At 43.0% G+C, this 8,748-nt stretch carries 8 protein-coding genes; 5 read left to right on the forward strand and 3 right to left on the reverse strand.

Features of this window, described 5'->3' with window-relative positions; all coding sequences use genetic code 11:
* Positions 1 to 411: 411 nt before the first annotated feature.
* Positions 412 to 777, forward strand: a complete 366-nt coding sequence (locus VGE44_RS13725) for a DUF6249 domain-containing protein (protein ID WP_331080053.1) — start codon at positions 412 to 414, stop codon at positions 775 to 777.
* A gap of 35 nt (positions 778 to 812) precedes the next feature.
* Here VGE44_RS13725 and VGE44_RS13730 read toward each other — a convergent pair whose 3' ends face one another.
* From VGE44_RS13730 to VGE44_RS13740, 3 genes are read right to left on the reverse strand one after another with little or no spacing between them, the layout of a single operon-like run.
* Positions 813 to 1,235 (reverse strand): hotdog fold thioesterase, encoded by a 423-nt coding sequence (locus VGE44_RS13730; RefSeq protein WP_331080054.1) that lies wholly within the window; start codon positions 1,233 to 1,235, stop codon positions 813 to 815.
* Positions 1,232 to 1,738 carry a DinB family protein gene (locus VGE44_RS13735; RefSeq protein WP_331080056.1) on the reverse strand — a complete coding sequence of 169 codons (507 nt, stop codon included), beginning with the start codon at positions 1,736 to 1,738 and terminating at the stop codon, positions 1,232 to 1,234. The genes VGE44_RS13730 and VGE44_RS13735 overlap by 4 nt, the downstream gene beginning before the upstream one ends.
* Positions 1,719 to 2,945, reverse strand: coding sequence for a sensor histidine kinase (locus tag VGE44_RS13740; RefSeq protein ID WP_324484474.1), 1,227 nt, complete (start codon positions 2,943 to 2,945; stop codon positions 1,719 to 1,721). The genes VGE44_RS13735 and VGE44_RS13740 overlap by 20 nt, the downstream gene beginning before the upstream one ends.
* A gap of 199 nt (positions 2,946 to 3,144) precedes the next feature.
* On the opposite strand from VGE44_RS13740, the gene gltX reads away from it, so the two are divergent.
* The 4 genes from gltX to VGE44_RS13760 form a co-directional block, all read left to right on the forward strand.
* Positions 3,145 to 4,674, forward strand: coding sequence for a glutamate--tRNA ligase (gene gltX / locus VGE44_RS13745; RefSeq protein ID WP_331080060.1), 1,530 nt, complete (start codon positions 3,145 to 3,147; stop codon positions 4,672 to 4,674).
* A 626-nt stretch (positions 4,675 to 5,300) separates the two neighbouring features.
* On the forward strand, positions 5,301 to 6,998 hold the full coding sequence (locus VGE44_RS13750) for an amidohydrolase (RefSeq protein WP_331080062.1): 1,698 nt from the start codon (positions 5,301 to 5,303) through the stop codon (positions 6,996 to 6,998).
* Positions 6,999 to 7,056: 58 nt separating this feature from the next.
* Positions 7,057 to 7,905 carry a KPN_02809 family neutral zinc metallopeptidase gene (ypfJ, locus tag VGE44_RS13755; RefSeq protein ID WP_331080065.1) on the forward strand — a complete coding sequence of 283 codons (849 nt, stop codon included), beginning with the start codon at positions 7,057 to 7,059 and terminating at the stop codon, positions 7,903 to 7,905.
* Positions 7,906 to 8,119: 214 nt separating this feature from the next.
* A partial coding sequence (locus tag VGE44_RS13760; protein ID WP_331080067.1) for a hypothetical protein occupies positions 8,120 to 8,748 on the forward strand: 629 nt, incomplete at its 3' end.

Raw genomic sequence — 8,748 nt, forward strand, 5'->3', positions numbered from 1 at the left:
ACGAAAGTCAGGACCCCCTAATTATTTGCTCGTTAAATAATGTGGATCCGAGGCCGCTCTCGACCAGGTAATCCTTAACTTAATGACATTGAGCGAAAGCTGGAACCTCACGACTCTTAAACAATGAAATTGGATGCGCGCATTCAGCGCGTTCCATGAATTATAAATACAGAATCACACGCGTGCGCTAGCAAGGATGGGCAGAACCGAAGAGGCACAGACCCTGCTTCTAAAACAAAAGAAATAATTCAATTTAAACATTACCCAAGCAAAATTTTATATCCTAATAAGGTTAAAATAAGAAAAAATCTTCCCGGGTGTAACCTGATTCAAAAAGCTGTTGTCATAGTTTTCAGATCAGATGATCAGCATAGAATTAAATAATCTATAAACCTTTAAAATAACATTATCATGGTTGAAATTTTAATACCTATTTTACTTGGCCTGGGCCTGTTAGCTGCAATATTCGGTATCCGGTATCTGCAGAACAAAGAGAATATGTTAATGATCCAAAATGGTATGGATCCCGGAATACGCCGGCCAAAAGGAAGGTCATATATCAACCTTACCTGGGGCTTGCTGTTAATGGGATCGGGTGTCGGATTGTTTTTAGCTCACCTATTGGCTAATACAGTCCTGAACTTCGATAATCCAAAGATGGATGAAGATGCTAATGTGGCAATCTATTTCTCACTGATAGCTATATTCGGCGGATTAGGCCTTTTGATTTCACACATCATTGAGAAAAAGGAATCTAAAGAAGAGAATAAGGCTTAAGAACAAAGGAGGTTATTACCAGGCCTCCTTTTTCTTTAGGTTTTAGGAATTATTGCCACAGTCAGCCTGCTCACACAATTCATCTTTCCCCTGTCGTCGTACAATCTGATATCCCAGACATGGGTTTTACCGCCAATATGGATCGGTTTACAAATTCCGGTTACGAAGCCCGATTTAACCGGCCGCAGATGATTGGCATTTACCTCGAGTCCTACCCCTATATACTTATTCGAATCGACGATCATGTTTGAAGCCACGCTGCCCAATGACTCGGCCAGAACCACTGAAGCACCTCCATGGAGTATCCCATGTGGCTGATGCGTTTTTTCATTAACAGGCATCCGGGCGGAAATAGAATCCTCTGTAATTTCAGTAAATTCTATTCCAATCAGTTCACCGATATGGCCTTTGGGCCTGCTATTAAGCTCTTCGACAGTATAATCCCTTGACCAGATCATAAATATCTTTCTTTAAGAATCCGCATGTGATGATTCAGATGACCGGCAATAATAAAAACAAGGGCTTTAACAGAAATAGCTTTCTCATTTGAAATTCCAACACGTGCAAGCTCAGTCTCATTCAAACTTTTGATCAGAAACAGATTAGCTTTCCGCAGATGCTCAAACTCTTCGGCCATGCTGCCGAGGCTTCTGTCTTCAAAATGGGCATTCGCCACATAATCATTTTCTTCAAAACCGGCTAAAGGAGTTGCATCGTTTCGGGCAATCCTCAGAGTTCTGTAAGCCATAATCCTTTCTGTATCCAAAATATGGCCAAGAAGTTCTATAATAGTCCATTTTCCTTCAGCATAGGCAAAACTGGCCTTTTCTTCAGGGATTTCCTTCAATAAGGCCTGAAAGGATTCGATCTGATGTTCCAGCTCAGTAAGTACATCATCCTTTACAGTATCAATATATCCCTTGTAAAAAACAGGGTATTCATCAGCTTGTGGTCGGTTCATAGGTCATATTACTTTTTAAAACAATCCGGAAAGTTGTTCCTTTCCCGATCTCAGATTCTTTAACAAAGACACTCCCCTGGTGATAATTTTCAACAATCCTTTTGGTTAGCGAAAGGCCCAATCCCCAGCCACGCTTACGTGTGGTATAACCCGGTTGAAATACCGCTTCAAATTTAAGTCGCGGAATACCACCCCCGGTATCAGAAATATCAATAAATACCTGCTCCTTCACCAGGTTTTCCCTGATCTCAACTTTAATGCTCCCGGCACCTTCAATTGCATTCACCGCATTTTTCAGGATATTCTCAATTACCCAGTCGAACAGCGGAACATTAATCAGTGCCTCAACCTGTTTATCACCTTTAAGAATGAATTCGATCTTATCACTCACTCTGACCCTGAAATAATTAACGAATTCCTCAACCACATCATATACAACGTGATTGTGGAGAATGGGCTTGGATCCGATCTTCGAAAATCTGTCGGCAACCACCTCAAGGCGTTTCACATCATTCTCCATTTCAAGGATTAGCGGATCGTCCGGTACATTGAACCTTGATTTCAGCAGCTCGGTCCAGGCCATTAATGAAGAAATCGGTGTGCCCAGCTGATGGGCGGTTTCTTTGGCCAATCCGACCCAAACCTGATCCTGTTCCAATCTCTTTGCGGAACTGAAAACAGCATAAGCCACCAGTAAAAAGATAGCTATCACCGATAACTGTATGTATGGGAATGCCCTTAATTGAGTTAAAAGCATCGAATCCTTATAATAAACATACCACCGCTGATTACCCATAGTATTAAGATCCAGAACGATTGGCTCGGGATGCTGTGATTTCATCTCCTTTAACTCCCTTCTGAAATATTTCGGATCATACTTTTTGGTCGTATCAGAATCGAGCTCAAAATTGGTTTTTGTACTGTCGAGTCCGCGCCAGGTGACGATATTTTCTGCCGAATCAACCACAATTGCAGGGACAGCCAGACTATCTCTCATGCTGTAAATGAAGGTGATATACTCATCATTCACATCAGGCATCGCGATTATATTGCGGGTACTTTTGGCCCATAATTCAGCCCTGGTACGCTCAGCTACCGATATATTCCTGACCAGATAATCCGTATACCACAATGAGGCACCGGCAATAACCACTGCAAAAGCAAGTAAAATAAACTTCCAGCGGCGTTTCCATTCGTATTGGTTCATATCGATAAGCAAATTACAAAAGGAAAATGAAAGAGAAGCAGGAATTTTCAATACAAAACGGTTAAGAGTTGTCTGTTATCAGTTACCTGTTATCTGTAATGTATTACTTCATATAGGATGTGTTAGTCCAGGCTGAATTTTGCATTATTAACTCTCAATTGTCAATTGTCAACTGTCAACTAATCTTTATCTTTGCCCCATGCCTGATACAACTAAGAAAGTAAGAGTACGATTTGCACCCAGCCCTACAGGAGGTTTACATCTTGGGGGAGTAAGAACTGTGTTATTTAATTACCTTTTTGCCCGCAAACACGGCGGTGATTTTATACTCAGAATAGAAGATACCGATCAAAGCCGCTATGTTGAGGGAGCAGAACAATACATACTTGATTGCCTCGCCTGGTGCGGATTACATCCGGATGAAGGCCCTGAGAATGGCGGACCTTATGCTCCATACCGTCAGAGTGAACGCAAAGACAATTACCGGAAATATGCCGAACAGCTTGTCAGTGATGGTTATGCATATTATGCATTCGACACTCCGGCAGAACTGGATGAGCAGCGCCAAAAATTTCCAAACTTTCGTTACGGGCATGAAAACCGCGATACTTTAAGGAATTCCCTGAACCTGTCGCAGGAAGAAACTCAGGCGCTCCTGGATCAGGGAGTAGCGCATGTTATCCGCATCAAGGTTCCGGTTGATGATACTGTTCATTTTTACGATATGATTCGCGGGGATGTCAGCTTTGACACCAATCTTGTTGATGATAAAGTACTTTTAAAAGCAGATGGCATGCCTACCTATCACCTTGCGGTTGTGGTGGATGATTATCTGATGAAAATTAGCCATGCCTTCCGTGGGGAAGAATGGCTCCCTTCAGCGCCGGTTCATATCCTGCTTTGGGAATATCTTGGATGGAAAGCAGATATGCCGCATTGGGTACATCTTCCGTTGATCCTAAAGCCTGATGGAAATGGTAAATTAAGCAAGCGTGATGGCGACCGGCTTGGTTTCCCCGTGTATGCAATGAACTGGAAAGATCCGAAAAGCGGAGAAATTACCCGGGGATTCCGTGAAATGGGATACCTGCCCGAAGCTTTTGTCAATATGCTGGCCCTTTTAGGCTGGAATGACGGAACTGAGCAGGAGATCTTCAGCATGGATGAACTAATTGAGAAATTCAGTATCGAGCGGGTAAGCAAAGCCGGTGCAAAGTTTGATTTTGAGAAAGCGAAGTGGTTTAATCATGAGTATATCAAGAGGTCTGAGGTATCAGGCATCAGGTATCAGGTACTTGAGATTTTGAAAGCAAAAGACATCCAAACTGAGGATAATGAATATTTCGATAAAGTTCTTGATACTGTCAAAGAGCGCATGACCTTTCTTCAGGATTTCTGGGATCAGGCCTCATTCTTCTTTGAGCAGCCTGCATTTTATGATCTGAATGCTGTAAAACCTAAATGGAGCGACGCCAAAACCGAATATTTCAATGAGCTGATCAAAACCTGGGAAGGGTTAACAGCCTGGGATGCTGTAAATCTGGAAACTGTTTTTAAAGCTTTAGCCGAAGAAAAGGGCATTAAACCAGGTGAGCTGATGCTGCCATTCAGGGTTATGCTTGTAGGAGGCAAATTTGGTCCGGGAGTTTTTGATATTGCGGTGCTTCTTGGAAAAGAGGAAACTATTGAAAGGATAAGAAAGGCGATTATTGCTTTTACGGAGGAGTAATGACTTACGAAATCACCTGGGCGAAAAGAAAGTAGATTTCGTAAGTCGCATTCCGAGATGGCGACTGACGAATTTTAATAGCATAGCGCCTAGGTAAATTCGTAAGTCTAAATTTCCCGACTTACGAAATCACCTAAGCATAAAGAAAGTCGATTTCGTCAGTCACCTGCCTAAATTGTGACTGACGAATTTAACCAGTATGACGCCTAAGTAAATTCGTAAGTCTTAATCCCGACTTAAAAATCACATAAGCTAAATTTTACTGCTAGCGCCTACCCGTGGCGCGTGATTCCTGATTTTTCTAATTATTTATGTCTTGTTAAATTCTTTGTTTTTCGACCCCAAAGGGGTCGTATGTTTATAGAAAACCATAGAATCTGGGCATCGACCCTGAAGGGGTCGTATGTGAGGATTTACAAATACATACGACCCCTTCAGGGTCGGGATTTCCGTGATATTGGCATTACTATAAACATTTGACCCCTTCAGGGTCAGTAGAAAAAATTCAATTTGGATTACAATCATGATAAACTCCTCAAGTACATCGCTAGCGCCCACCCCTAGCGCGTGATTCCCCTTTTTCCTAAATGGTTAATTCATATATTTAATTAACCAAAGCCTTAATAATGAATTTCAAATCTTTATTCATCCCTTTAAGGGCAAATACCTGTTATTTTTTAATTCTGGCCCTTATTGTTTGCATGAATTTTACTGCCTGCAAAACAAAAGAAAGCCCAAGTCTGGCTATTGTCAATGCCCGCATCTGGACCGGCGACGAGGCTCAGCCCTGGGCAGAAGCCATCGCAATTAAAGGCGAAACAATACTCCATGTCGGCAGCAGTGCAGAAGTCAGGAAAATGCTGGCTGATGGTACTAAACTTATCGATGCCGAAGGTCAGATGATGGTGCCGGGGTTCAATGATGCTCACGTTCATTTTATTGATGGGGGTTTTGGTTTGTCCTCGGTTTCCCTGCGTGATGCAAAAACAAAACAGGAATTTATTGATCGTATCGCTGCCTTTGTCAAAACGGTGCCTGCAGGTACCTGGATTTTAAATGGCGACTGGGACCATACGAATTGGGGGGCTGAACTTCCTCAAGCCAGCTGGATCGATTCGGTGAGCACCAATCATCCGGTTTTCATCCAGCGTCTTGACGGGCACATGGGTCTGGCAAATTCTGCAGCAATGAGAATCGCAAAAATAACTAACGCTACTGCGGATGTTGAAGGAGGATCGATAGCCCGTGCTAAAAATGGAATGCCCGAAGGTATTTTCAAGGACAACGCTATGGGGCTCATCGGACAGCATATTTCCGATCCATCGGATGAGTTAAAAGACAGAGCGCTTCAGGCAGCGATGAAATATGTAGCAGAAAATGGTGTTACTTCAGTACAAAGCATGGGTGGCTGGCAGGATCTGGAAGTCTACCGCAGAGCTGCGAAAAAAGGGATCTTAAATACAAGAATCTATGCTGTAGTTCCATTGTATACCTGGAAAAAACTTAATGAAGAAATTAAAAAATCAGGAAAAGGCGATTCCTGGCTAAAGATTGGAGGTTTAAAGGGATTTGTTGACGGATCTTTGGGATCGCATACCGCAGCATTTAAAAAGCCTTTTAGTGATACGCCGACTGATAGCGGCTTCCTCGTTACCCCGGTAAAAGAACTCTATGAGCAAATATCCTCAGCCGATAAAGCCGGATTGCAGATCATGGTGCATGCCATAGGCGATAAAGCAATCGAAGAACAACTGAATATTTTTGAAAGGGTTGAAAAGGAAAATGGAAAACGCGACCGGCGTTTCCGCATTGAACATGCCCAGCATATTGCTCCTGAAGATTTGAGCCGCTTCAAGACCCTGAATGTCATTGCCAGCATGCAGCCCTATCATGCAATTGATGATGGCAGATGGGCCGAAAAAGTAATCGGCCCTGAACGTATCAAAACAACCTATGCTTTTAAAAGCCTGCTGGATAATCAGGCAGTTCTTGCCTTTGGAAGCGATTGGTTTGTAGCCCCTCCAACACCCCTTGTGGGAATCTATGCTGCGGTGACCCGTCGCACGCTGGATGATAAAAACCCCGGAGGATGGGTTCCGGAACAAAAAATCAGTGTTGAACAGGCCCTAAAAGCATATACCTATAATTCTGCATACGCCTCCTTTGATGAAAACAATAAAGGAATCTTAAAAAAGGGCTATCTCGCAGATTTCGTAATTCTGGATCAGAATTTGTTTGATATCAAAGCTGAAGCCATCAGGGATGTAAAAATAATGAAGACTTTTGCCGGCGGGAGGCTTGTCTTTGAGCGCGGCAAAAAATAGATCCGCTAAAATATATTGACCAATAATTTTATAATATTGCTTGAAATAAATTAAGAATATGAAGTGGTTAGGAAGACGCGGAAGCGGTAACATTGATGACAGACGTGGGATGAGCGGCGGTGGTATGGCTATTGGCGGCGGGACAATCATTCTTGTTATCCTTGGCTTATTATTTGGCGGCGATCCGCAATCTATTTTAGATCAGGTATCTCAGAATCAGCCTGTTCAGGAAGGCAAGGTCGGTTCACCACAGGATGATGCCGGCAAATTTGCTGATGTGGTTTTAGCTGATACGGACGAACTATGGACTGAAGTGTTCAGGGAAAACGGCAAGCAATACGAACGGCCAACCATGGTGTTGTTCGATGATCTTGTGGCTTCTGCCTGCGGATCGGCAAGCTCTGCTACCGGACCGTTTTACTGCCCGTCAGACCGTCAGATCTACCTTGACCTTAGCTTCCAGGCTGAACTGAAGAACAGGTTTGGAGCAGGCGGCGATTTCCCGATGGCCTATGTCATTGCCCATGAAGTAGGGCATCATGTTCAGAACCTTCTGGGCGTTTCAGAAAACGTTCAACGATTACGTAGCAGCCTGAGTGAAGCTGAGTATAACCAATTATCAGTAAAACTGGAATTGCAGGCTGATTTTTATGCCGGTATTTATGCCAATTACATTGCAAAGCTGCAGCAAAATGGTGAAAGTGTACTGGAGCCCGGTGATATCGAAGAAGCTCTTACAGCAGCCAGCGCAATTGGTGACGACCGCCTGCAACAACAATCGCAGGGAAGGGTGGTTCCTGATTCTTTTACCCATGGCACCTCAGAGCAGCGAATGAAATGGTTCAAAAAAGGCTATGAAAGCGGGGATATGAAGCAGGGGGATACGTTTAATGCGAGGGATTTGTAGGAATTCTCCGTCATTTCGACGAGCGAAAGGAATTGAAATAACCACTCCGCTTATCAACGCGAGGAGAAATCTGTTGAACATGGCTTCTGCCTCTCAGCATGAGATTTCTCTTCGTGCCTCCTCGCAATGACAGACAATCCATCACCCGTCATTTCTGTAGAAGTTAGATATTTCGAGGACAGAATTTAGATTTAATCACTAAATCTAATATGTTATGCGAATCAATACAACTGATCTAACACTTGCTAGGAATTACTTGGACAAGTACCGTTTCCTGATTAAGGAATATGAGTTGGTTAAAGCCAAACAACACGGGCTTTATGTAAAAGCGAATGACTTTTATAAAGCTCATGATACAGATCGCAGGAGTTTTCTGAAGTATTATAACCGGTTCAAGCAATCAGGCAAAGACTCTGATCTGCTGCCTCAAAAGCGTGGCCCTAAATACAAGACCCGAAGACCTCTGCCATTTATCGGGAACAAAGTCATTGAGCTTCGTTACAAAGGCAACAATAAGCTTGAGATCGTTAACATACTAAAGCCATCTTTGCATAAATTTACACCTTCTGCATCCGGAGTATATAACATCTTCAAGCGTAACGGACTGAACCGCCTGAAGCCTAAAATGAAGCAGAACAAACGCAAAATTATCAAAGAGCGTATGGGCCAGTTAGGACACATTGACTGTCATCATTTAAGTAAAAGTATCATTAGGGGCCAAAGCAGAAAACTGTATTTGGTATGCTTAATTGATGATTATTCACGGCTAGCCTGGGCAGAAGTTACAGAAGATATCACCGCATTAACGGTTATGTTCTCTGCTTTAAAATGCATGAATGTCCT

This window comes from Daejeonella sp., assembly GCF_036405355.1.
Lineage (GTDB): Bacteria > Bacteroidota > Bacteroidia > Sphingobacteriales > Sphingobacteriaceae > Daejeonella.

What these genes read in the sequence shown, in the direction of transcription:
- VGE44_RS13740 (WP_324484474.1), bottom strand. Translation starts at nt 2,945, where the DNA reads ATGAACCAATACGAATGGAAACGCCGCTGGAAGTTTATTTTACTTGCT.
- VGE44_RS13750 (WP_331080062.1), top strand. Translation starts at nt 5,301, where the DNA reads ATGAATTTCAAATCTTTATTCATCCCTTTAAGGGCAAATACCTGTTAT.
- gltX (WP_331080060.1), top strand. Translation starts at nt 3,145, where the DNA reads ATGCCTGATACAACTAAGAAAGTAAGAGTACGATTTGCACCCAGCCCT.
- VGE44_RS13735 (WP_331080056.1), bottom strand. Translation starts at nt 1,738, where the DNA reads ATGAACCGACCACAAGCTGATGAATACCCTGTTTTTTACAAGGGATAT.
- ypfJ (WP_331080065.1), top strand. Translation starts at nt 7,057, where the DNA reads ATGAAGTGGTTAGGAAGACGCGGAAGCGGTAACATTGATGACAGACGT.
- VGE44_RS13725 (WP_331080053.1), top strand. Translation starts at nt 412, where the DNA reads ATGGTTGAAATTTTAATACCTATTTTACTTGGCCTGGGCCTGTTAGCT.
- VGE44_RS13730 (WP_331080054.1), bottom strand. Translation starts at nt 1,235, where the DNA reads ATGATCTGGTCAAGGGATTATACTGTCGAAGAGCTTAATAGCAGGCCC.